The sequence below is a fragment of the Serratia sp. (in: enterobacteria) genome, assembly GCF_051654945.1.
In the GTDB taxonomy this organism is placed as follows: Bacteria; Pseudomonadota; Gammaproteobacteria; order Enterobacterales; family Enterobacteriaceae; genus Chania.
This window is the reverse complement of record NZ_JBOFZA010000072.1, coordinates 1-22,939: the sequence shown is the minus strand read 5'-3', so window position 1 is coordinate 22,939 and position 22,939 is coordinate 1. Positions and strand designations below refer to the sequence as shown.

Genomic DNA, 22,939 nt, shown 5'->3' with positions numbered 1-22,939 from the left:
GATATCAATCATGAACAGATCGCGAGTTATCGCCTTTCTCTTTGCCGTGCTGTGCAGCTGGGTATTTCAGGTGCAGGCCAACGTGGTTATTTCCGGTACCCGGCTGGTTTATCCGGCTAAAGATCGGGAAATCACCGTAAAAACAACCAATATGGGTAAAGAACCCTCAATGGTTCAGGTGTGGATCGATCGTGGCGACCCTAATAGCCGTGCCGATACCGCCAACGCCCCGTTCCTGGTGACGCCACCGCTGGTGCGTATTGATCCTAACAAAGGGCAAGCATTCCGCGTGGTGTTTACCGGTGCAGCACTGCCTAAAGATCGGGAGTCTATCTTCTGGTTCAACCTGCTCGACGTGCCGCCGCTGCCAAAAGATGCCGATGCCAATGTGATGCAGGTGGCCTATCGTTCGCGCATCAAACTGTTTTATCGCCCAGAAGGATTGGCGGGTAACCCGGTCAAGGCCGCCGAGTCTCTGACCTGGTCACGGGGAGCGTCTGGTAAAAGCGGCGTTGAACTACAGGTGCGTAACAACAGCCCGTTCTATGTCTCGTTGTCCAATGTCGCCCTGAAAAGTGGCAGTGCAGCGTTTAAAAATGCCGAAGGGAAAACCCTGGCACCGTTCAGCACTCAGAATCTCACGCTGAAAGGGGTGGGTACGCTACCGGCCGGGCAAGCCAACGTGACGTACAGCTGGGTCAACGACTACGGTGCTGCTGTTACGCAAACCACGCCGCTGACGCTCTGATAAACCGGTTTCAGCAGGGGTGACACCGGCTGGCCGATCTCACGAGTTCGAATATGAATACCGACTTTCAGAAGATGATAAATAAAATGAAAATAAAGCAAGCATCGCGTACCAGGCTGTGCGCGCTATCCCTGTGTGGCGTGGCTTTGACGTTGCTGGGCACTTCCCAGGCTTATGCTTTTATATGCAACTCGCCGCCACCCATTTCTCTCACGTTCCCGCCGCTGGTTTTTGAAGGGGGGGCGGACGGCCCTACCATTGGTCAGCCTATTTCCAGCGGCTGGGGAGCAACCATGACCAGCCCCAATTTCCTGACCGGCGGTGCCGACTGCCTAATTAGTCATGGTATTACCTTACCTACGATGGGGACAAGAGTTCCGGGTATCACTTATACCGAGGATGGTGTCACTTATCCGATATTTGGAACCAATATCCCGAGTCTCGGCATCATTATGGGGATCAAAGCCACCTCGGGGGCGGGTTACACGCCGGTAAACTACCCATTTACTTCGTTCTTGCCTAACCCCAGTCCTTCATTAGGCATGGGGATAAGCATAAATGCTAAACTGATCGTCATTGGCCGTTTGACCAGCGGTGTTTACCAAATTGCCAGGCAGAGTCCGCTTTATGTCTATGCTAATGGGCCTAACTCAACGGTTACCGATACTAGCGATTTGATACTCAACGCCAGCACGGTGACCATTAAGGCCAGTACCTGCCAGATGATGGGTGCAACCTCCCAGAACGTTCCGCTGTTGCCGGTCGGCAAAACACAGTTCAACGGTGTGGGTTCTACGGCAGGTGCCCCGGCTGATTTCTCGCTGCGGACACTGTGCGACAGCGGCGTCAAGCTGTATGCCACCATGACCGATGGCTCCGATCCCGGCAATACCGGTAATATACTCAAGCCCGCCGAGGGCACCACCGCGTCTGGCGTTGGCGTGCAGATATTCCGCGATGGTTTGCCCATCTCCTTTGGCCCCGATTCTTCGGCCTCGGGGAATACCAATCAGTGGTATATCGGCTCCGCTAGCAGCGGAGGGAGTGAGGTCTTTACCATCCCCCTGAAAGCCAGATATGTGCAGACAGAGCAGAATATGGTGGCTGGCAGCGTGAAGGCCAGAGCCACGGTGACGTTCTCTTATCAGTAACAATATTGCAGCCAAAAAAACCGGTGAATCTACCGGTTTTTTTATTGGTTGAACAAAAATGCCTACGCAGGTCTTTTTTCATGTAAGGTATTTACACCCCAGAATCAGCAATAAACAAAAAAATAATTCAGCCCGAAATAAGGTTTTCCTTATATCAATTCTCTGCATTTAAATAAATAGGCATGCGCTGGCATTGCAATAATCGTTGTGCTTATTTTTGTTTTCTGATTTTGTTTTTATAACAAATTGATTTTATTTTGATTTTAATGTTAATTTTGATTTAAATCATATTGGGGATTTTCTGTTTAGTTTCCGTTTATAATTATGTTGTTATTATTTTCTGGCGTTACCTGATCCGCCCGTTATCACTGGGGAGTAATGAAATAAGGCTATCCTTATTTACCCCGCTCAGCAATGTGGCAATATATTAAAACCCTGAGACATTCCCATTCAGGGGTCTTTCGTAATCATGAATCAATAGCATTAATCATCGTTAATTTTAATCAACAGCAAACCATTAGTGGCGCTGAATACTCTCTAGTAAAACCAAGGAATATAAAACATGAAAGCAATCTCTATCAAAACCGCCCTGGCAACCCTTTTGCTGGCTGGCCTGGCAAGCAACGCCTTTGCCTACGACGCGCAGATCAACATTACCGGTGAATTGACCGAAAGCACCTGCCTGATTAATGGTGCCAGCAGCCCGGCGGTCAAGAACGTGACTTTGCCAACCTTGTCCAAGTCTGCACTGGCTGGTGCTGGTTCATGGGCTGGTCGCGTGCCTGTGACTTTCGAACTGTCTGGTTGTGATGTGGGTACCACCGGCGCCACTGCCACCTTCGAAAATGGCCCGAACATCAGTGCGGAAGGCAACATGAAAAACCTGGCCTCCACCAACGCAGCCACTAACGTAGAAGTTCAGTTGCTGGATGCAGCGGGTACCGCGCTCAACCTGGCGTCAGACACAGTAACTACCCCAATCGTGGGTGAAGAAGGGACCCTGAAGTTCTTTGCCCAGTATTTCTCCAAAGATGGCGGTGCGTCTGCAGGTCAGGTGGTCTCACACGTTGAATTCTCAATGAACTACAACTAATCCCCTGGGGATACCCGTAATTACGGTGTCCCCCCATTTTTTAAGGGCATCCACCATGGGGTGCCTTTAAAAAATACATTTACTCACTGTTTAGTCGCCCTCAGAACTCCCCATCTCCGGAGGAATATTTATGTTTGCTCGTGTCTTAAACGCATTTACTCCTCGCCAGACTCGTCAGATCTTTGTGACCAGCCTGTTGGCGATGGCGGTAAGTACGGCTGCCCATGCCACAGACCAGAATTCTCCGGAGCTGGCAGAGTTCGACGCCGGTTTTTTCCGTGGGCTCAGTGGCCAGGCGGCCGATCTCTCTCGCTTCAGCAAAGGCAATACCCTGACCCCTGGCCATTATCGCTTTGATGTGTACGTCAATGAACTGTGGGTGGGCCGCCAGGAGATCGCCGTGACTCATACTGTCCCCGAAGCGGGGGTGAACTATTGCTTTACGCCTGAGCAGGTACTGCAATGGGGTCTGGATGCCAGCAAACTCCCAGAGGCGGCGCTGGCCCAACAGGCGTTGAAGAATGATAAGTGCTTTGACGCCGGGAAATTTATCCCCGGTTTCAAGTTAAGCGCCAATACCGGTGAACTGATGTTGGAGATCACCGTCCCTCAGGCTTTTATCGGTTCCCGCCGTGGCGTGGTCGCGCCCGAACTGTGGGATCATGGCGTCACTGCCGGTTTTGTCGGTTACAACCTCAATGCCTTCCACACCGATAACCGGGATGCGGGCAATACTACCCAGTATTTTGGCGGTTTTAACAGCGGGATCAATCTGGGGGCCTGGCGGTTACGGCATAACAGCAGTTACACCCGGACGGATGAGGGCAACAATACCGGCCACTATCAGGCTATCAGTAGCTACGCTCAGCGGTCGATCGCACCGCTCAGGGCACAGTTCTCGGTGGGGCAATACTTCACGCCGGGCGATCAGTTTGACAGCGTGCCGTTCACCGGTCTGCAGTTGACCAGTGACACCCGCATGAACCCCGATACCGAGAACGGCTTTGCGCCGGTGATCCGTGGCATTGCCAACTCCAATGCCAAAGTTACCGTCCGCCAGGGCAACAATGTGATCCACGAGACCAGCGTACCGCCAGGGCCGTTTGCCATCGACGATCTCCATAGCACTGGCTACTCCGGCGATCTGCTGGTGACGGTGACCGAAGCTGACGGCCAAACCCGCAGCTTTACCGTGGCCTATGCGGCGGTGCCGCAGATGTTGCGGCCGGGAATTTCTCGTTTCAACCTGTCGATGGGGCAATACCGCGACAGCACGCTCGACGCTACCCCCAACTTCTTGCTGGGTACCTGGCAGCAGGGGATTTCCAACCTGGTGACCGCCTACACGGGTGGCATTGTCGCCGACAAGTACCAGGCGGTGCAGGGTGGGCTGGCGCTGAACACCGGCTTGGGTGCGGTAGCGGTAGATATTACCCAGTCCTGGGCTAGCGGTTTAAAGGGCAATACCACCGGGATCGATGAGCATATGCAGGGGCAGAGTTACCGGGCGACCTACAGCAAATTACTGCCTGAAACGCGCACCAACTTTACCCTGGCAGCCTACCGTTTTTCGAGCGACGGTTACCTGAGTTTCGGTGATTTCGCTCGGGCACGCAGTAGCGAGGCGCCCAAGTTTAACGAGGTAGGGGATCTACCTGGTCTGACAGGCGGTGTTGTCGAGTCTTCCCGGCCGCGTAATCGCTATCAACTGAACGTCAACCAACCGTTGGCCGAAGGTTATGGCAACCTGTTCTTCAGCGGCTCGGCGCAGAATTACTGGCATAACGGTGGTGGCACCAGCACCACGTTCCAGGCCGGTTACGGCAACAGCTACAAATGGGGTAACTTCAATGTTGGTGTCAGCAGGACGCTGGGCTCGGCGGGCCAGTCGGATACACAGTACCAGGCTAGCGTCAGCATCCCATTGGGCGGCCAGTCGCGGGCACCGATGCTGACGACGTCGCTCAATTACAGCGACAGCAAGAACACCACCGCGCAAACGACCCTGAGCGGTACCGCGGGTGAGAATAACCAACTGAGCTACAACGTGTTTGGCAGCAGCAACCGGGCCGATGGCCACGGCACCAATTCGTTGGGCGGCAATGTGCAATACAATTCACCGTATGCGGTGATGAGCGGTGGGGCCAGCAGTGGTAATAGCACTCGGCAACTGAACCTGGGGCTGAGCGGCAGCGTCGTCGCCCATCCGGGGGGTGTCAACTTTACGCAGTACCAGGGGGAAACCATGGCAGTGGTAGAGGCCAAAGGCGCGGCAGGGGCAACCATCAGCAGCAACGTTGGCGCGGCAGTTCAGGGTAACGGCTTCGGGGTCGTCTCCGGGCTGATGCCATACCGCCAGAACGAAATCGCGCTCGATCCGAAAGGGACATCGCAAAATGTAGAGATCCAGGGCAGTTCCCAGCAGGTTGCTCCCAGCGCCGGGGCCATCACGATGCTGAAATACGAGACCGAAATCGGTGCACCAGTGATGTTGCAGGCCAGTCGCTCGGATGGCAAACCGATCCCACTGGGTGCCGAGGTGCTGGACGACAAGGGCAAATATCTGGCGATGGTGGGCCAGGGCGACCTGATCTTTGCGCGCGGTTTGGCACCGCAGGGGCAATTGGTGGTGAAATGGGGGCAGGGAGCCAATCAGCGTTGTTCGCTGAATTATCGTTTACCGGCCAACATTGCCACTATGCAGGACTACCCGAAAGTGGCTGCCAAGTGCGTGGTGTGATTTCGTACCGCCGAAGCTGTGTTGTGAAAGGGCTAGTACGCCGCCAGGTGAGAATAGCCCTCAAGCAACATCACCTGGGTGGCTGAGCCCAATCGCAACGGATACTGGCTCATTTGTATCGGATCAATGGCAATCCGTACCGGTATCCGTTGCAAATCATTGCCCCATTTACCCGCCTCGCTCTGAACTGAGCTGACGATATCAGCACCCTGATTGATCCCTTCAACCACGCCATCAAAGACGACGTCACGACCATATTGATTGGTAATGATCGCCACTCTCTGGCCGACAAGCGTATTGGACACCTGCGTCGCTTTAAAGTTGGCGTCTATCCATACCTGATCTGCGGGTACGATAGACATCAATGCCTGCCCTGGAGTGATGGAAGCACCGGCATGGACATTAAGCTGAGTGACATAACCGTTTACAGGGCTACGAACCTCGGTATGCTTGAGTGCCTCACTGGCTTCACGTAACTCTTCCGCAGCCTGCGACAACGCCTGTTGCTGTGCCTTATTCAGTGCATACAGCAATTGCTGATTTTGATGATATTGCCGAATAGCCGCATCCAGTAAGTTTTTGCTGCTGTTAACGGTTTTGAGAGCTTGCTTGAGATCTTCTGCCGAAAGTAGCGATATATTATTTGGCTGGGTCTGGCGATTATAGCTTCTCAGTGCTTGCTGGTAGGCCATTTGGGCTTTCATGATGTTGGTATTATTCTGGCAAAGGGTAGCATAGTGTTCTTTGGTCACTTTTATCCTCGCTGCTAGTTTCTTTTCTACCTCTTTATAGTTAATCATGGCTTCGGTATTATCCATACGTACCAGCACATCTCCTTTTTTCACCAGTTCAATGCGCGCCGAATTAACGTAAGTTACTCGTCCACTCACCGATGAGGAAATGGAGACTTCATTTCCAGAGATGTAGGCATCGTTGGTACTAGGCGCATGGAATGAATTAATTGTCACGCCTACTGCGGAAAGAATACAGGAGATAAAAATGAACACGGCACTGACTTGCCGTAATTTATTTCCCTTTACTGAGAAGGGTTTGATGGTGTGACTCCCTGTAGCATGTCGATTTTTTATGAGAAGCATTAATTCTTCCATCCATAGAAAGAATAATTTTTATTAAATTTTTGGGGGTATTTATTGCGATACTAATCTTTATTACAAGCAAAATAAATCAGACACGTCAGAAAATTTTGAAGGTGGAATCCTACGAGTGAAGTCCAAATAAATAAGCTTGAATTAAACTAGTGGCAAATATAATCTGTAAGTGTTTTCTTAAAAACGTTAGTGAACAAGTAAATTTATACCCAAGGCCTTTAACGCGTTAAGTACTGCAATTTCCTCAGATCTTCTCTGCAATGAACGTGAAGGGAAAGTAGATCTAATTCAGGCCATCTATCCAAGGCGAAAATCTTCAATATGAAAAAAATCAATATGTTAAATGCCATTATTGTTGACGATCATCCGTTAGCCCGTATGGCGATTAGAAACCTGTTGGAAAAGGAAGGCATTACTATCGTCGGCGAGGCTGGGGACGGTGCGCAGGCGTTGCTGGCTATTACACAACTGGATCCAGATTTGATCATCGTTGATGTGGATATTCCACAGGTGAGCGGTATCGATGTCGTAGAAAAACTTAGGAAGCAGGCATTTAGCCAAATAATTATTGTGGTATCGGCCAAAAACGATCTCTTTTACGGTAAGCGTAGTGCAGATGCTGGCGCTAATGCCTTCATCAGCAAACAGACAGGGATGACCAATATTATTGCCGCCATTAACGCCGCCATGAATGGTTACAGCTATTTCCCCTCATCGCCAGACGTTCTAATGAGGACACTCTCTTGCGAACAACAAATGCTACATTCACTTTCAAGCCAGGAAATCAAGGTGATGCGCTATATCTTAAAGGGGGCCGACAATATAAAGATCGCCGAGGAAATGTGTATCAGCAATAAAACTGTGAGCACCTATAAGAGTCGCTTAATGGAAAAGTTAAACTGCAAAACGTTGATGGATCTTTTTTCATTTTCACAGCGTAATAAAATCGGATAACCTCATGAAAACCAGGATTATTGCATCCTTTTTCATCCTGTTGTTGGTTCTGTGCCCCGCGCAGGCGGCAACAACTGAACCGATAACATTAACCCTTGCCAGCGATTATCAGGTATTTACGCCAGCTCTGCCGCTAAGCCACTATGATATGTTGTGGCTGGCGGCTAAAAAGACGCTGACGGTGGCGGTTTATGGTATCGAAGAACCGCCACTCAGCCTGAACTCTGTTGCCGATCGCTACCGGGGGATGAATGCAGACTATCTGCTTTTGCTGGAAGACTCGCTGAAAATCAAGGTGGTCATCCAGCATTACGTTGATAAGGCGCACGCCTATGCCGCACTGACCGCTGGAAATGTGGATCTGGTTCTGACTCCACTCGCCAGCGATGAAGCGTTAACGGAACCTTTTGTTGCCTCACTTTCATTGGTGCGTGCTTACCCGACGCTGGTAACGCGCCAGGCAGACTTGATGAAACCACTGTCCAATGAACATGACGAAGTCAGGGTTGCGATTAAACAAGGCTATCCTTCAGAGCAATTTATTAAAATGATCTTCCCCAAGGCGGAAATTACGTCATATACGGATAACTACCTGGCGATGTTCTCGGTTTTCACGAAGGAGAATGACTACTTTTTGGGGGATAATCTTACTTCCGGTTCCATGATTAGCAGTGATTTTTACCAGTCGCTGGAAATGGTCAAGTTCTGGCGTGAACCTCAAATGGATCAACACTTTGTGGCCATGAAAAACCAGCAGCAACTGCTAGGTATTATCGACACTTTTATCAGCTCTCTGAGCGAGGAAACCGATAAGCAAATTGCCCAGTCATGGCTGGCTGGTGGCAACATTTCATTTTTAAACAAAACCATAAAATTTACGCCTGGGGAACAGCGCTGGATGGCGAAAAAGCCGGTGCTGCACGTCCTGATCAATCCGTATTATCCCCCGTTCAGCATGGTGGATGACAACCAGGAAATCAGAGGATTGCTTGGCGATATCCTGAATCTGATACAACTGCAAACCGGTTTGGCTTTCCAACCGGTGATGGTCAACTCCAACACTGACATAGCCGATATCATGCGTAAGGGCGGATGGGATGTCATGCCTTCTGCCACTTACAGCGTTGAGCGCGAAACCAACATGCTATTCACTCACCCCTTCATTACCACGCCTTATGTCATGGTGACACGCACCATATCCGGGCAAGCGGATGTGCTGATGCCAGGCTCCAGGATTGCCATCCCGGCTTTCCATCCCCGCAGTGAAGTATTACGCAAGAAATACCCCGGTGTTCAGTGGGTGGTGACCAAAAACACCAGTACGGCGCTCAGTAAACTTATGATGAATGATGTCGACGGGGTGGTTTCTACCCAACTCGCAGCCCGCTTTATTATCGATCACTACTATCCCGGTGCGATGGTCTATACCCGGATCCCCGACGAACCCTTGGCACAAATCAGCTTTGCCGTTCGGCGTAACGCCCCCGAGCTACAAAGCATTTTGAACAAGGCGTTGGATAATATTCCCCCGAAAGAAATACTTAATCTGGCGACTAAATGGGTCAAAGCCCCTGATGTCAAAATCAGCACCTGGAATCTCTATAACCGCCCGTTTTATTGGGTGATAGGGCTTGCGATACTACTGGTTTTCAGCAGCCTGCTGTGGGGCGTGTACCTGCTGCGTGCGATACGTAGAGGCAAAGCGGCACAGGCTGCACTCAGTTATCAGCTGATGTTTCGCCAGACGTTATCCAACTCGATGCCAGTGCCGGTTTATGTCATCACTCTTGAAGGGGAAGTGGAGAATTACAACCGCGCTTTCGGTGAGTTCTTTACCCCTGAACTGCGTGAAGCGATGAGTCATTCCCTTTTTGATCGCCGTAACCCGTTGGGCGGTATTTTTCCTGCCGTTCAACAGGAGATCCAGCAGGGGCTGACGCCGGATACCGTGATCACGCACCAGTTGGTACTCAATAATGGCGAGGAAGATCGCCTTATTTTGCATTGGTTAACGTTATGTCTGATGCCAGAAAATATGCCCGCCACGCTGATTTGTGGCTGGCAGGACATCACTGAATCCAGGCAGTTGATGAAGGCGTTGCAGATCGAGAAAGATAAAGCGATTGATGCCAGCCAGGCAAAAAGCCAGTTTTTAGCCAGCATGAGCCATGAAATCCGAACCCCGGTCAGCGCCATTATGGGGTTCCTGGAGCTGCTGACCACCCGTAGACTAAGCCCGGAGGAGGTGCAGGAGTCGGTTCAACTGGCGTATAACACCGCCCAGTCGCTGGTCGGCCTGATTGGCGACGTGCTGGATATGGAGAAAATTGAGTCGGGTCACTTTACCCTTGCACCGGAATGGGTGGATCTTGAAGCGCTGATAAACACGACGGTGGCTAACTTTGCCGGCCTGGCCAGCCAGAAGAAGCTCAAGTTGACGGTCAGTTGCCGTCTCGAGTATGGCGAATTGCTCTGGTTGGATCCGCAGGCGATGAGGCAGGTGCTGTCGAATCTGTTGAGTAATGCGATCAAGTTCACCAACGTGGGTGGAATAGAGGTGATTGCTCACACGCAGGCGTTGGGAGAGGAAAGGGGACATCTGACGCTTAGCGTCAGAGATTCCGGTGTAGGGATTAGCCTTGAGGAGCAACAGCAACTGTTTAAACCGTTCAGCCAGACTCGCGTTGGTAAAAAACATATCGGCTCAGGACTTGGGTTGGCAATTTGCCGTGAAATGGTCGAACGCATGGCGGGGCAAATCACTATGTTCAGCCAACCCGGCGTGGGTACGACGATGACCGTGACTCTGGAAACCCGTATTTCTAACACGGCCCCGGCCTTGTTGTTAATGCCGGAGGATGTTTCCAGCTTACCCGCAGTGCTCAAGATCCTGATTGTTGACGATCACCCTACCAACCGCCTGTTGCTCCGCCGTCAGTTGGATCTGCTGGGATACCACGTTGATGAGGCCGAAGATGGCGTTCAGGCGCTCGACTTGATCCAAAAGCAGGATTACGACCTGCTGATCACCGATCTGAATATGCCCAATATGTGCGGTATGACGCTGACCCGGCGGGTACGCGAGTTTAATCGGCAGATCGTTATTTGGGGATTAACCGCTAATGCACAAAACGATGAAAAAGAGCGCTGTCTGGCAATGGGGATGGATCTCTGTCTGTTTAAACCCGTGGACCTGCAACAGCTCAAGGCAGCCTTAAGCAGCGTAGACTCGGCACCAGAGGAGCATTCGTTAGGCGAGTTTATCGATATGCAGGCCCTTGAGGTATATAGCCGTGGGGACAAAAAACTCATGCGCCAGATGCTAGAGAAGTCACGAACAGAAAATGACAAAGACCTGGCAGCCGCCTTGCGGGCATTGAACCATCAGGAATGGGACGTCCTGAGGCAGCATTTGCACCGGATCAACGGTTCGATGCAATTGCTCGGCGCAACGGAGTTGTATCAGTTGGCGGAAAAGTTGGAAAACCAGTTGTCAGCTGGCCAACATAATCCGGATTTTGAACCAGGTATGGAGCAGCTTGAACAGCAACTCCGGGCGTTTAGTGCGTCAATAGAGGCTTTTTTCAGAATGACTAGATACTGAGGGGGCTATTTTTTCAGTCCACCCTCTGCATAAAAGGCGGCAAATTGTTACCTAACCCCACGTAAATGTGGGGTTTGTCGTTTTCGCTGCAGGTTTAATTCTATCGGTTTTGGTGTTAGTTTATTTAGGGCTGCCGAGGGGAGAACATGATTGCCTACATGCGTAGCTCCCATCCTTCATTTAAATAATCCCTGTCCTATATTTTACGACGTGCCTACCAAGTATTATTTACCCATCAGCCGCGTAGGTTGATAAACAGTTTTTAATCGTGTACTAAACTCTATATCTATAAAGGATGTCGTAATGAAAAAGATTTTCACCCTTGCACCAGTTGCTTTGATTTTGGGTATTGTTGGTAACGTTCAGGCTGCAACTCAGGCTGATGTTACTCTGCAAGGGACTATTGTAGAAACTACTTGTGAAGTTACTGCAAATAACGGCGCTGCAACACTGAACGTGGGTTCTTTCTCCAAGACTGACTTTATCTCTGCTTTACAGCAGGTTGGTGATGAGTCTCTGGTTGTTACCCTGAAAAACTGTACTGAAGATGAAGAAGGCGCACTGCAAGTATCTGGTATCGTAGCTGGCAACAACAATCTGTTCTTGAGCGATGTTGCCAAGACTGCTGGCTTCATGCTGAAAGCAGAAAATGGTACTCAGGTAACCAACAACACCAGCATCCCTGTTACAGCGGGTGAAGATGGTTCGTTGACCTATACCCTCGACGCAGGCATGGGCGTAGTATCCACTTCTGGTATCCAGGCTGGTGCTTACAACGCTCCGATCAAAATTTCTTTCGTAAGCAACTAATAGTAAATAACGAATAGCCCGACGCTAATCGTGCAGAAAGAGAGGCACTTTGCGGCCTCTCTTTTTCAATTTAACTATCAGAGAATATTATGAAGTTTTATCACCAGTTAGGCGTTGTCTTAAGCCTGTGTACCCTATTGGTTCAGCCAGCGCTGGCGGGTATCAGCATTGGCGCATCCCGCATTATTTTCAGCGGCACGGACAGCAGCCAGAGCGTCGACATCATTAATCGCTCGCATAATCAGCCTTATCTTATTAACGTCGGTGTCTCAGACAGCCTTGCGGCAAAAACAGCCAGCAACGCTTTCATGCCAGCGCCGGCATTATTCCGTATCGAATCTGATGCGACCAATAAAATCCGCATCCTGAAGAAAGTAAATTCGCTGCCGAGTGACCGGGAATCGATATTTTATTTAAACATTACAGCCATTCCAACCGGTAAAGCAGGCCAGGGCAACAATGATAATAAGCTCGGTGGCACTCTACAGGTGGCGACCGGGAATACCATCAAGCTGTTCTACCGCCCGGATAATTTAGCCATGACCCAGAAAGAGGCCATGGGTAAATTACAGTTCTCCAGAGCGGGCAACGGTATCAAAGTGTCTAATCCGACACCTTATTTTATTTCAATGAAGACGCTGCAGATCGATGGCAAGAAAGTCAAACTGGATGTGATTAAAGGCACCAGCATGATTGCGCCTTTTGCCAGCAACGTCTATCCGGTAACCGCTGGGCAGGGTAAAGCAGAGTGGGCAGCGATTAACGATTTTGGTGGAGTGGAGACGTTCCGTGGCAGCGTTAATTAAACTCTCGGGCATATTGCTGGTGTTATCCGGCATGCCGATCGGTCAGGCTTTTGCTGCGACGACTGACATTAAAGCCAGGATTGTGGATGGCAGTTGTCAGGTTTCGTTCGACAAGGCCAGCATCACCTTTGACAACAAGAATACGACCCAATTTGCCACCGGCACGGCTGAAGTGCTGCCGCTGGCCGTCAATCTGGACTGCGTTGAAATGCAGGGCAAAGCGCCCGCAATGAAAGTGACTGGCGAATCAGTAGGGCTAAGTGATACCCGGTTGTTCCGCGCAGGCAGTTCAACGGCCAGCTACGTCGGTTTTATGCTGAAAAAGGGCACGCTCACCAGCCTGGCCGATTTCTATAACGCCGCAGACACCGTCGCGCCAGGGGATACGGTATCGATCAGTCAGGATGAAGGGATCTCAGCCCAACCTTTTTCTGTGGGGCTGGTGCGCAGTGCCGGCGATCCGATGCTGACCGGCGGAGCGGTTAACGCCAGGATAACGTTCTCCTTTATTTTCCCTTAACGCTTTCAACAGACAGACATTGATGAAAACTCACAACACTCTATCAAGGCAATTCATTGCCCTGAGGGTCCCTCTTTGCCTGTGTCTGCTGACGATAACCGCCAGCGCTCAGGCAGCCGATGTGACGTTCAGTGCGAATTTTCAGGCACCAACCTGCCAGGTGTCGGCCCCTGCCTCCCTTGATTTCGACACGGTGCTGTCATCCGACATCCGTCAGGGCATCAGTCTGGCAAACCCATTAACTCTGGAAATCACTGTATCGCAGTGCGCCGGGTTTATTGGTTCGGTGCAAAAGCCGGGCGTCAAAGTGACTGGCTCGGGCAATACGGACTCCGGTGATTTCCTGTTCCGGCTCTCCGCGACCTCCGAGGCGGTGAACTACGGCGTGCGTATTGCCACTGCTACCGGGAACGTGGTGGCAGCTAACAGCTTCCTGCCATTGAGCCTGAGCTCGGCAACCTTTGACGGTGGCAGCACCAGCATTCCTCTAAAAGCTGCCTTGTCCTGCGGTAACAAATGCAACGACGCCACCACCAAGTCCGGAATGCTGAATGCCACTGTGACCTTCGATTTCGCCTATCAGTAAGGAGGGCTACGTGCATTTTAACGCTTTGTTGTTACGCCGAGCCCTGCTGATGGCAGGAGTCATGGTGGCGATGTGCCAAGGAGCGACCGCTGCGGAGGGGGGGATCAGCCTCAGCCGTACGCGCGTCGTTTTCCTATCCACGGACAACGCACAGACGCTGACCCTGCAAAACCACGGCACGCGGCCCTATCTGGTGCAGTCGGCCGTGGTGGCAAGCCCAGAAGGGCATGAACCGGCGCCTTTTCTCACTACGCCACCGCTGTTCCGGCTAGAAGCCAACAGCAAGAACACCATTCGCATTTTGCGTAAGGGTGACGCTGTGCTGCCTACCGATCGTGAGTCGGTGTTTTATTTTACCGCGATCGCGGTGCCAGCAATGACACCGCCGAAAGAGACGGATGACTCCTCGCTGGCGGCACGTATTTCCGTGGGAATTCAAAACACCATCAAGCTGTTCTACCGTCCTGCGGGGCTGGCGATGGTGCCGGAAGAAGCGGAAGGGCGTTTAACCTTTTATCAGCAGGGTGGCAAGGTTCAGGTGCACAACCCCACGCCCTATTACCTGACCTTCTCACGTCTGGCGTTTGATGGCACCGAATTCAAGGTACGCGATAGCGTATCGATGATTGCCCCGTTCTCGCAGGTCAGTTATCCGGTTACGGGTCACGTTCGACAGGCGCAATGGTCGGTGATTAATGACTACGGTGGTACCAGCCAGCAGTACCAATCCGCAGTGCTAACCGGAGGAAAACCATGATGTTTTCTCCGAGGATGCCATTGCTTATCGCTGTGCTTATCGGTGCAGCGCCGTGCTTTGCCACAGCAGAAAAACCGGCGGGTCTTTCGTTCAACCAATTTCGGCTGGTTTATCCGGCAGCTGAAAAGAAGGGCATTACCTGGTCACTGACCAATAACACCGATCGCCCGTATCTGATGCAGTCCTGGGTTCGTCCTATGGACTTCACCACCGGTTTGCCAGTAGCGGAAGAGGCCAACAAAGCCCCGGCAGCGACTATTCCGCTGATGGTCACACCGCCGTTAAAGCGCGTGGATCCGGGGGAACAGTTAACGCTGCGTATCCGCCTCACCGAAATGTCGCTGCCGCAGGATAGGGAGTCGGTGTTTTATCTGTCGGTGAAAGCCATTCCGTCAATACCGGATAAGGCCAGCCAGACCGGTGGGCAATTGGTGGTCGCCGTAGTGAACAACATGAAGCTGTTTTACCGCCCGGAAGGCTTGCCAGCAGGCGGTGTGGTTAAAGCGTCCAGTCAGCTGCGTTTCAGTTTGCAAAATGATGCCCTGGTGGTCGACAACCCCACGCCTTTTTACATCAATTTCAGCCAGGTGACCGTGGGTGGCAGACCGATCCCTGCTGGCGAGCTGAGCAAACTGGTTCCCCCTAAAGGTCAGCAGCGCTATCCCGTCGCCAGTGGCGTTCGCGGCACGGTGGAATGGCAGTTGCTGGATGAAGACAGCCAAAGAACAACATTACAGCGACAGGCATTGTAGCGCCGGGAACTGCCCGGACGGGAAAAACCAATTACAGAGCAGGGAAAGATCTTGAGTAAGAAATTGACATCCTGTTTAAGGACAAATGGCATGGCTAATAACACACGTACCTTCCCGCGTAAAACGCTGGCGCTTTTCGTACTGCTAAGCTGCCAGGGCGCGTGGGCAGAAGATTACTTTGACCCAGGATTGCTATTGTTGGGAACAGGGACTGCAGAGGTGGATTTATCCACTTTTGCCCATGCGGGGGGCGTGGCCGCAGGCGATTACCCGGTCACCATTTTTGTTAATCAGCGCGAAGCGGTTTCCCGCGATCTGGTATTCAGCAAGAATGCGCAGGGTAATGTGGTGCCGGAACTGACCCCGGAGTTACTTGAAGCGCTAGGCGTTAACGTTAGCCAGTTGCCATCCCTGAAGGACTTGCCGAAAAACCAGCCGGTTGCCAACCTGGCCACGCTGATCCCGCAATCCACGGTGAAGTTTGATTTGGCGCGTCTGCGCCTGGATATCAGCATCCCGCAGATAGCCATGCAACCGGGTAAAGACAGCCAGATCAACCCGGAGCAATGGGATGATGGGATTATGGCGATGTTGTTTAACTACAACCTTAGCGCCGGGCGCAATGAGCAAACGCTGAATAATGACTCGCGCGCGACCAATAACCTGTTTGCTAACGTACAGACCGGTGCCAATGCAGGTGCGTGGCGTCTGCGCAGCACCATTACCTATAGCCATTCCGATGCGGAAGGTAGCAACAACAATAACGGCACGCGTTTTTCCAATACCTATCTGTCGCGTGATATTCGCGACTGGCGCTCCCGCCTGACGATGGGGGAAGCCAACACCGGCAGTGAAGTGCTGGACGGCGTACCGTTCCGTGGTATCCAGTTGCGTTCAACCGATCAGATGATGCCTGCCCGCCTGCGTGGCTTTGCTCCGCAGATTAACGGCGTGGCCAACAGTAATGCCCGCGTCACCATACGGCAGAATGGTTTTGTGGTGTATGAGACTTATGTAGCTCCAGGCCCGTTCGAGATCAAAGACCTTTATCAAGCGGGTTTGTCCGGCGACCTCGACGTGTCGGTGACTGAAGCCGACGGCAGCGTACGCAGCTTTGTGGTGCCTTATTCGACTTTGCCGGTGATGGTACGCCCTGGGGCATTCAAATATGAGGCCACCACCGGGCGCTATGACGGTGGTACCACACAGGGTTCACGCCAGTCAGAGTTTGTGCTGGCCACCCTGATTTACGGTTTACCCAAAAACCTGACGCTCTACGGCGGGGGGCTGGCATCGCAAAACTACAGCACGCTGAGCATGGGGACCGGGGTTTCGTTGGGAAGTTTTGGCGCAATGTCTGCTGATGGCACGTTTTCCAGCGCGAAATTTGAAGATAAGTCACGCCAGACCGGTGGCTCATGGCGGCTACGTTATTCAAAAAGTATGTTGACCACCGGCACGTCGGTAGATCTGACCGCGCTGCGTTATTCGACCCGCAACTACTACAGCTTTGCAGAATACAACAGCATGGGCTATGCACCGCGTGAAGACGTGTCCCCGTGGACATTGAGCCGCCGTCGCAGCAGTTTCCAGACTCAGTTGACTCAGCAACTTGGCAGCTATGGTTCACTCAGCCTTCGCGCTAATCGTGATGATTACTGGGGCTCGACCAAAACGCTGACCAGCCTGTCGGCAGGTTATAACAATAGTTATCGCGGTGTCAGCTACGGGCTTTACTACACGGTTGACCGGATGAAAGGCAACGGCGACTGGCCGGAGAACCGTCAGGTTTCGTTTAACCTGAACGTGCCGTTCAGCATCTTCAGCTATTCACCTGCGCTGCAAAACAGTTATGCCAGCAGCCAGATCACCCATGACAACCAAGGGCGTACCCAGAATCAGGCCGGGATTGTCGGCAGTAATGCGGACGGCGCTTTCTCTTATAGCGTGTTGCAAGGCTGGGGAAATCAGGATCAGGTCAGTAACAGCAACCTCAACCTGGGCTATCAAGGCAGCAAAGGCACCGTTTCAGCGGGTTACGGCTACTCGAGTGACATGCGTTCGATGAACCTGAACATGAGTGGCGGCATGATTGCGCATGCGCAAGGCGTTACGTTGTCACGTACGTTGGGTAGTTCGGTCGCACTGATCAGCGCACCTGGCGCAGAAGGGGTAAGCCTGACTAGCGGCGGTGGCAAGACGGACTCACGCGGTTTCGCCGTAGTGCCGTACCTGTCGGATTACACCCGCAACAATATTGGCCTGGACCCGAGCACATTACCTGACAACGTCGATTTACCGCAGAACCAGCAAACCGTTTATCCGACCAACGGTGCCGTCGTGAAGGCCAATTTTGTCACCCGCATCGGCTATCAGGTGTTAATGACCCTGACGCGAGCCAGCGGTGCAGTGCCGTTTGGGGCCACCGTCTCCCTGTTGGAAAACGCGGCCAGTGAGGAAATCACCGGCATCGTGGGGGATAACGGCCAGGTCTATCTGGCAGGTCTGCCGGAAAAAGGAGTGCTATCAGTCACATGGGGGAAAGGCAACGACAGGCAGTGCCGCGTCAGCTACAACCTCAACGGTCAGAAACCGACGGCGCAGATGCCGGTTATCCAACTGCATGGCGAGTGCCGCTAACCAAAGCCGTGCCCGGACGCGCGGCCTTAATTAACCATGAATTCCGGCGTTGGGGCAGTGAAGCCTGCCCTGAGCCGAAAAGGAGCAAGAAATGACAGCAGTAACCACCAAACGGGGTCAATTGACATGCTGGGTACGCTGCCTGTTGGGCGCAGCGACTCTGGCCTGGGCAGCAAACAGTTCTGCCTTGGAACTCAGATCTGGCTATCAGGTGATCAGTGAGGCGGAGAGTAAAACCCTGCCGTGGACCACCGGAGGCATTGTGCCCGGTAATAAACCCGGCTGGTATTATTCAACCAACATGGTGCCATTCCTGGGATATGGCCAGGTCGGTACCGTGCTGGTTTCCGCCGCGCCACTCGCCACCGGGGAGTGCGTCAATATGTTTCCGATGGCAAGCTACGACGGTTATCGTGGTTACGAAATCGCCGCCGGCATCCTGGTTATCCCCTTTGGCACCATGACAGGCAAGATGGTCCTCACTGCCGGGACGATGAACCCTTCCACCAACGGCGGCACATTTACCCCTAACGCCAACCCTGGTCTGAACGTTACGTCGAGCGCTTCCTGGGACAAGTTCGGCACGGGCAGCGGAGATTTGTCGACTCGTAGCGACTGTTTCGGTGTTGGGACAACTTACACCGTGGCCAATGCCGTGGTCGAAATGAATACCGATGGGGGCACGCAGGCGGTGATTGGTTACGGGGTGTATGTCAAACCCGGTACAGCAAAAATGCCGACCAAGACCGTCTATTTGCAAGCCGCACGTGGCTATCGTTGGAATGCCACGCCATCGACGTTTGATGTCCGGACATTTGCACTGACCTGGAGCGGGATGGACTGTACCCTGAGTACAGATGCATCGATTCCATTTGGTGATATCACTCCTGCTGATGTGGGTACCCCTGGCGGTATAAGCGTCGCGTCAACGCTGGATATGAACTGTAGCAATCCGTCGGGCAACGCGATCCCTGTTTCCTATTCAGTGGTACCTAAGACCCAGGCTGGCGACCATTACAGCGTTCCGCTGATGTCGGAAACGCAAAATGGCACGGTGAATGGGGATGTGCGCGGTTTCCTGGGCGCGACCGCCTCCGCAGATGCCGGCTGTGTGGATAAGGGTAGCTCAATGCCTATGGATGGAACAAAAACCAGTCTGCGTACCGTCACCACGGGAACGTCATGGTCTGATCCTCTGGTCTGGGTGCTATGCCCGAGTGCTGCCGCCGCGCCTGGTCCCGCCAAAGCAACAGTGACCCTTGATCTTAACTGGTGACAATGCTGCAATAAATAAGGTAATTAGGGGAGGGTAATCCCCTAATTCACCTATTGGCAATCACCACCTGATATTAATGCCAGGCCTTGGTTTACTTTTTTAGCTATAAGTTAGCAATTTAATTATGTGCTGAATTTATTAAATTGAGGGGGTTTTATGAATGAAAATAAAAGTATGAACAGCGATCAAACCAATATGCACGGAACGCGTACCCTGGTCTTTTTTAGTGACTTTGCTGCTGGTATGGGATTGGAATATATACTGAAAAATAGATCATCAGTTGATCCTCTGCGTTGTAGTCAAGAGTACTTTGATAGGGAAACCGAGCAGCATGCCATGCCGGCGTACGAACTTATCAACTATTTATTGAAGTTAAACAGTATCCAGCCCAAAAATAAAATCATTGTTTTAACTGAAAATAATGATCACATTTTTTTAAAATTACTTGCGTCATTTGATTTATTTTATTTACTGTCAAAAAAAGAGAGCCTACAATTTATCCATCATGCTGTCTCTGAACCCACCGACGTTTTCGAACGACGTGCAAGCCCGGATATTATAAGTAAAATAGGGGGGCGTTGGGAAAATGAACGCCTTACCCATCGACAATGGTTCGTTTTAAACCAGTTGGCGAAATCGCTATCGCCAGCGGTTATCGGCGGGATTTGGGGATTGCACGTAAAGACCATCAGTACACATAAAACCAATATCATGAAGAAGTTGGGTTTTACGCCTTGGCAGTTTACTCAATTATTAATGATGTTGGGTGAGGTAAGAGAATTTAGCAGCATGGAAATTAAAACCCCATATTATCACGAGGTTAAACATGGAGTAGCTTATCCAGAACGCGACTGTAATTTTACTGCGGTGTTTTGAGCAAGGGGTTTTGGAGAGATTGGCGTTGACTGCTAGCCAGGGCAACGGGCCTCTTTTTGTGGTGCTCATATGCTGAGTGGCAGAGCGAAAATCCAGAGCTGACTTATACTTGGTATCAATATATGTGATACGGAGTATCCCAATGAACTACCAGATGCGTAGTGTCAGTTGGCTCTTGATTTACCTGTTTTTCATTCTGGCTCCTCTGTTTGCACTCTTGCTGGGAGCAATGCCAAGCACCCGCGATTTCTGGACCGAGTTTTCGGTTGCTTTAGGCTACGCTGGCTTGGGCATCATGGGGTTGCAGTTTGGCCTGACGGCGCGTTTTCGCTACGTAACCGAGCCACTTGGCGAAGATGTTATCTATCATTTTCACCGTCAGATATCACTTATCGCCGTCGGGTTGGTGATTGCCCATCCGATCATTCTGTTTATCGCTCGTCCAGAACTGCTGGCATTGCTCAATTTTATCGAGGCACCGTGGCGCGCCCGTTTTGCCGCACTTTCGACTTATTCACTGATCGCACTAGTAATCATGGCTCTCTGGCGTGTGCCGTTGAAAATAAGTTACGAAACCTGGCATCTCACGCATATTATTTTGGCGCTAGTCGCTCTGGTCGCCGGGATTTTTCACATGATTGGCTGGAGTTACTATCTGGGCAACCCTTGGAAACGTGGGTTGTGGATAGCGTTAATCATTCTCTGGCTTGGTCTGCTGCTGTATGTTCGCATTATCAAGCCGCTGTTTATGTTGAGAAAACCTTACCGAATCGCGGAAGTTCGGCAGGAACGCGGGGAGACCACGACCTTATTGATGAAGCCGGAAGGGCACGTGGGTTTTCGTTTCTCTCCTGGTCAGTTTGGTTGGTTGACCGTTTGGGGCAGCCCGTTCAGCATTACCGGTCATCCATTCTCATTTTCCTCCAGCGCAGAGGTGCAGGATGGACGTGTTGAAATGTCTATTCGTAACCTGGGCGATTTCACCAGCAGCATAAGCACATTGAAGGTGGGACAACGCGTGTATCTTGATGGCCCATATGGCGCGTTCACGCTTGGCCAGCAGTCGGATATGCGTGTTTTGATTGCCGGTGGTGTGGGCATTACGCCGATGATAAGCATGATCCGGACGCTTGCCGATCGCGGCGACCGCCAGCCGGTGATCCTGATCTATGGCAGTAAAGATTGGGAGTCGATCACCTTTAGAGAAGAGCTGGAGGCTTTGCAAGCCAGAGTGAATCTGACCGTGGTCCACGTGCTGACTCAGCCACCGGAGGATTGGTCTGGTGAACGCGGGTTTATCAATGCAGACCTGTTTAAACGCCATCTGCCGCCAGTCTATGCCGATCATGAATATTTTATCTGTGGGCCAAACGTGATGATGGATGCCATAGAGAAGACGCTGTCTGAGCTGGATGTGCCGATGTCACAGTATCATTCAGAGCGTTATAACTTTGCCTGAGGAGAGACGCGATGCGCCGCCAGTATGCCGATCGTTTAGCGATAGCCACCGCAGTGATTGTTATTTTGCTGGCCTTACTGTTTGCTTATTTGCGAGTGAGTTAACAGGAAAAACACGTGAGCGATGCCAAGTAAGGCTGGCTCTAAGCTCCTTCTTCAGCACGGCGGGTTTTCCATCGCCGAAATGGTAGTGCTATTTCGCTAAGTTTGCTTTGAACAAGCCAGGATCGGCCAGAACCGAGCAGGGGATTTTGAGCTGATCATGGGAGGCTCTAGTGAAATCTGATGGGGAATGATAGCCATTAGTTCTCAGATTTCACGTAGCACGATCAATAAAACGGGGGTTGATATAGAGTTCCGTTGGCGATCTATACATCACCTTGGTATGGTTGCTTTTGCCTGATATGGGCAATCGACGCTAAATTGAATAGAGACATTTCCAATGCTTAGAAGTCCACATTCTTGTCGCCTGATGGTCGTTGCAAGTCTTTTCGCGTTATCCAGTGCCGTACATGCTCAGGGATGTCCAAAAGATGATCTGTCACCAATGTGTGAGGACCAACGCGCCCAGGCTGTTTACCAACAGGCGGACAATGAACTCAATACGGTTTACCAGCAGTTGTTGAAAAGGATGTCGAAGTCACAGAGTGAATATATTGACTACCCGACGCTCAAGGTTAAGTTCATCGAAGCACAACGGCAGTGGCTGCGCTTTCGAAACAGCGAGTGCGATGCCTGGTACGTGATCAATCAAGCGGGTACGGGACGTAACGCCGATCAGATGTCCTGTCTGGTCACGAGGACGAAAGACCGAACCAAACAACTGAAAGAATGGGCCGCGTATTTGCCATAAGCAGTTTCAAGTAATGACCAACAAACACATGACCGTGCCAAGCAGCCAGATTTCATCTATCGTTATCTTTGTCTACCCGATGTTGAAATGTCACCCTGGTTTCCAATTTTAAAATGTCACCTTTTGCTGCAGATTTAAAAAGAGAAGGGCGTTAGCGTTTGAGGCTTGCTCTGAATTCTTCAGGGTTGGCCAGAACTGGATTGATG

At 51.5% G+C, this 22,939-nt stretch carries 18 protein-coding genes; 17 read left to right on the top strand and 1 reads right to left on the bottom strand.

Going from position 1 to position 22,939, the window contains the following annotated elements; translation table 11 throughout:
• Positions 1 to 10: 10 nt before the first annotated feature.
• The 4 genes from ACRDCA_RS10565 to ACRDCA_RS10550 all read left to right on the top strand — a co-directional run bounded on the left by ACRDCA_RS10565 (position 11) and on the right by ACRDCA_RS10550 (position 5,732).
• On the top strand, positions 11 to 748 hold the full coding sequence (locus tag ACRDCA_RS10565; protein WP_438689467.1) for a fimbrial biogenesis chaperone: 738 nt from the start codon (positions 11 to 13) through the stop codon (positions 746 to 748).
• 86 nt (positions 749 to 834) lie between these two features.
• On the top strand, positions 835 to 1,899 hold the full coding sequence (locus ACRDCA_RS10560; RefSeq protein ID WP_438689466.1) for a fimbrial protein: 1,065 nt from the start codon (positions 835 to 837) through the stop codon (positions 1,897 to 1,899).
• Positions 1,900 to 2,461: 562 nt separating this feature from the next.
• Complete coding sequence (locus ACRDCA_RS10555) at positions 2,462 to 2,992, top strand: fimbrial protein (RefSeq protein ID WP_438689465.1); 531 nt, start codon at positions 2,462 to 2,464, stop codon at positions 2,990 to 2,992.
• Positions 2,993 to 3,122: 130 nt separating this feature from the next.
• Positions 3,123 to 5,732: a fimbria/pilus outer membrane usher protein gene (locus ACRDCA_RS10550; RefSeq protein ID WP_438689464.1), complete on the top strand. Its 2,610-nt coding sequence runs from the start codon at positions 3,123 to 3,125 to the stop codon at positions 5,730 to 5,732.
• 32 nt (positions 5,733 to 5,764) lie between these two features.
• Here ACRDCA_RS10550 and ACRDCA_RS10545 read toward each other — a convergent pair whose 3' ends face one another.
• The gene (locus ACRDCA_RS10545) at positions 5,765 to 6,829 is read right to left on the bottom strand and encodes an efflux RND transporter periplasmic adaptor subunit (RefSeq protein ID WP_438689463.1); all 1,065 of its coding nucleotides are present in this window, start codon (positions 6,827 to 6,829) and stop codon (positions 5,765 to 5,767) included.
• A gap of 333 nt (positions 6,830 to 7,162) precedes the next feature.
• Between ACRDCA_RS10545 and evgA the strand changes: the two genes are divergently transcribed.
• The 13 genes from evgA (at position 7,163) to ACRDCA_RS10480 (ending at position 22,733) form a co-directional block, all read left to right on the top strand.
• Positions 7,163 to 7,795: an acid-sensing system DNA-binding response regulator EvgA gene (gene evgA / locus ACRDCA_RS10540; protein WP_438689462.1), complete on the top strand. Its 633-nt coding sequence runs from the start codon at positions 7,163 to 7,165 to the stop codon at positions 7,793 to 7,795.
• A gap of 4 nt (positions 7,796 to 7,799) precedes the next feature.
• Complete coding sequence (locus ACRDCA_RS10535) at positions 7,800 to 11,399, top strand: response regulator (protein WP_438689461.1); 3,600 nt, start codon at positions 7,800 to 7,802, stop codon at positions 11,397 to 11,399.
• Between the two features lie 303 nt (positions 11,400 to 11,702).
• Complete coding sequence (locus tag ACRDCA_RS10530; protein ID WP_438689460.1) at positions 11,703 to 12,209, top strand: fimbrial protein; 507 nt, start codon at positions 11,703 to 11,705, stop codon at positions 12,207 to 12,209.
• An 89-nt stretch (positions 12,210 to 12,298) separates the two neighbouring features.
• Positions 12,299 to 13,015, top strand: coding sequence for a fimbrial biogenesis chaperone (locus ACRDCA_RS10525; protein ID WP_438689459.1), 717 nt, complete (start codon positions 12,299 to 12,301; stop codon positions 13,013 to 13,015).
• A complete protein-coding gene (locus tag ACRDCA_RS10520; protein WP_438689458.1) occupies positions 12,999 to 13,535 on the top strand; it encodes a fimbrial protein in 537 nt (178 codons plus the stop codon). The genes ACRDCA_RS10525 and ACRDCA_RS10520 overlap by 17 nt, the downstream gene beginning before the upstream one ends.
• Positions 13,536 to 13,557: 22 nt before the next feature.
• Entirely contained in the window at positions 13,558 to 14,121 is a 564-nt protein-coding gene (locus ACRDCA_RS10515) for a fimbrial protein (RefSeq protein ID WP_438689457.1), read from the top strand.
• Between the two features lie 10 nt (positions 14,122 to 14,131).
• Complete coding sequence (locus ACRDCA_RS10510; protein WP_438689456.1) at positions 14,132 to 14,878, top strand: fimbrial biogenesis chaperone; 747 nt, start codon at positions 14,132 to 14,134, stop codon at positions 14,876 to 14,878.
• Positions 14,875 to 15,630, top strand: coding sequence for a fimbrial biogenesis chaperone (locus tag ACRDCA_RS10505; protein WP_438689455.1), 756 nt, complete (start codon positions 14,875 to 14,877; stop codon positions 15,628 to 15,630). The genes ACRDCA_RS10510 and ACRDCA_RS10505 overlap by 4 nt, the downstream gene beginning before the upstream one ends.
• A gap of 90 nt (positions 15,631 to 15,720) precedes the next feature.
• The gene (locus ACRDCA_RS10500) at positions 15,721 to 18,270 is read left to right on the top strand and encodes a fimbria/pilus outer membrane usher protein (RefSeq protein ID WP_438689454.1); all 2,550 of its coding nucleotides are present in this window, start codon (positions 15,721 to 15,723) and stop codon (positions 18,268 to 18,270) included.
• A 91-nt stretch (positions 18,271 to 18,361) separates the two neighbouring features.
• Positions 18,362 to 19,546 carry a hypothetical protein gene (locus ACRDCA_RS10495; RefSeq protein ID WP_438689453.1) on the top strand — a complete coding sequence of 395 codons (1,185 nt, stop codon included), beginning with the start codon at positions 18,362 to 18,364 and terminating at the stop codon, positions 19,544 to 19,546.
• Between the two features lie 156 nt (positions 19,547 to 19,702).
• Positions 19,703 to 20,422, top strand: coding sequence for a LuxR C-terminal-related transcriptional regulator (locus ACRDCA_RS10490; protein WP_438689452.1), 720 nt, complete (start codon positions 19,703 to 19,705; stop codon positions 20,420 to 20,422).
• Between the two features lie 142 nt (positions 20,423 to 20,564).
• Positions 20,565 to 21,881: a ferredoxin reductase family protein gene (locus tag ACRDCA_RS10485; protein ID WP_438689451.1), complete on the top strand. Its 1,317-nt coding sequence runs from the start codon at positions 20,565 to 20,567 to the stop codon at positions 21,879 to 21,881.
• A gap of 546 nt (positions 21,882 to 22,427) precedes the next feature.
• On the top strand, positions 22,428 to 22,733 hold the full coding sequence (locus ACRDCA_RS10480) for a lysozyme inhibitor LprI family protein (RefSeq protein WP_438689450.1): 306 nt from the start codon (positions 22,428 to 22,430) through the stop codon (positions 22,731 to 22,733).
• Positions 22,734 to 22,939 lie beyond the last annotated feature (206 nt).

Excerpts from the sequence above, each read along its gene's own strand:
- ACRDCA_RS10505 (WP_438689455.1), top strand. The coding sequence starts at position 14,875 with ATGATGTTTTCTCCGAGGATGCCATTGCTTATCGCTGTGCTTATCGGT.
- ACRDCA_RS10535 (WP_438689461.1), top strand. The coding sequence starts at position 7,800 with ATGAAAACCAGGATTATTGCATCCTTTTTCATCCTGTTGTTGGTTCTG.
- ACRDCA_RS10560 (WP_438689466.1), top strand. The coding sequence starts at position 835 with ATGAAAATAAAGCAAGCATCGCGTACCAGGCTGTGCGCGCTATCCCTG.
- ACRDCA_RS10500 (WP_438689454.1), top strand. The coding sequence starts at position 15,721 with ATGGCTAATAACACACGTACCTTCCCGCGTAAAACGCTGGCGCTTTTC.
- ACRDCA_RS10515 (WP_438689457.1), top strand. The coding sequence starts at position 13,558 with ATGAAAACTCACAACACTCTATCAAGGCAATTCATTGCCCTGAGGGTC.
- ACRDCA_RS10545 (WP_438689463.1), bottom strand. The coding sequence starts at position 6,829 with ATGCTTCTCATAAAAAATCGACATGCTACAGGGAGTCACACCATCAAA.
- ACRDCA_RS10495 (WP_438689453.1), top strand. The coding sequence starts at position 18,362 with ATGACAGCAGTAACCACCAAACGGGGTCAATTGACATGCTGGGTACGC.
- ACRDCA_RS10550 (WP_438689464.1), top strand. The coding sequence starts at position 3,123 with ATGTTTGCTCGTGTCTTAAACGCATTTACTCCTCGCCAGACTCGTCAG.
- evgA (WP_438689462.1), top strand. The coding sequence starts at position 7,163 with ATGAAAAAAATCAATATGTTAAATGCCATTATTGTTGACGATCATCCG.
- ACRDCA_RS10530 (WP_438689460.1), top strand. The coding sequence starts at position 11,703 with ATGAAAAAGATTTTCACCCTTGCACCAGTTGCTTTGATTTTGGGTATT.
- ACRDCA_RS10480 (WP_438689450.1), top strand. The coding sequence starts at position 22,428 with ATGTGTGAGGACCAACGCGCCCAGGCTGTTTACCAACAGGCGGACAAT.
- ACRDCA_RS10485 (WP_438689451.1), top strand. The coding sequence starts at position 20,565 with ATGAACTACCAGATGCGTAGTGTCAGTTGGCTCTTGATTTACCTGTTT.
- ACRDCA_RS10565 (WP_438689467.1), top strand. The coding sequence starts at position 11 with ATGAACAGATCGCGAGTTATCGCCTTTCTCTTTGCCGTGCTGTGCAGC.
- ACRDCA_RS10525 (WP_438689459.1), top strand. The coding sequence starts at position 12,299 with ATGAAGTTTTATCACCAGTTAGGCGTTGTCTTAAGCCTGTGTACCCTA.
- ACRDCA_RS10555 (WP_438689465.1), top strand. The coding sequence starts at position 2,462 with ATGAAAGCAATCTCTATCAAAACCGCCCTGGCAACCCTTTTGCTGGCT.
- ACRDCA_RS10490 (WP_438689452.1), top strand. The coding sequence starts at position 19,703 with ATGAATGAAAATAAAAGTATGAACAGCGATCAAACCAATATGCACGGA.